The sequence below is a fragment of the Acidovorax sp. KPB24-03 genome (genome assembly GCF_057546605.1).
In genome coordinates this window covers 1-589 of record NZ_BAAJYR010000935.1, presented here as the reverse complement: position 1 = coordinate 589, position 589 = coordinate 1, and the positions used below count along the sequence as shown (strand labels likewise).

Genomic DNA, 589 nt, shown 5'->3' with positions numbered 1-589 from the left:
CTCGGTCTGGGCCCAGGCGGCGGCCAGGCCCGCGTAGGCGGGGCGGGACAGCCATGACAGGCGGCGTGCGCCGGCGAGCGATTGGGCGTTGAGGCGGGCGTTGGCCAGCACCACGGGAATGCCGCGCTGGCGGCAGCCGGCCAGCAGGTTGGGCCAGATCTCGGTTTCCATGAGGATGCCGATCTCGGGGCGGAACTGCTGCAGAAAGCGCCGCACCGCGCCGGGCGTGTCCCACGGCTGCCAGACCTGCACGTCGCCGGGTTGCAGCAGTTTCTCGCCTTCGGCGCGGCCGGTGGCGGTGCCATGGGTGAGCAGCAGGCGCATGCCGGGCAGCAACTGGCGCAGCTCGGCCAGCAGGATGGCGGCGGCCCGGGTCTCGCCCAGCGAGACGGCATGCACCCAGACGAAGGGATTGCCCAGGCCGGTGGTGCTGATGGGGGCCAGGCTGTCCATCGCCTGCGGGTAGTGGCCGAAGCGTTCTTCCACGGCCACGCCGTAGCCGGGCTCGGTGGCGGCGCGGCGGCGCAGCTTGGCGCGCAGCAGCGGCTGGGCCAGCCAGGTGATGGCCGAGTACAGGGCGCGGGCGGGG

The 589-nt window shown here is 73.7% G+C and carries 1 protein-coding gene; it reads right to left on the bottom strand.

Annotated features, from left to right (window positions below; genetic code table 11):
• Nucleotides 1–589, bottom strand: a 589-nt coding sequence (locus AC27KI_RS26890; protein WP_487116962.1) for a 3-deoxy-D-manno-octulosonic acid transferase, incomplete at both ends; no start/stop codon positions are given.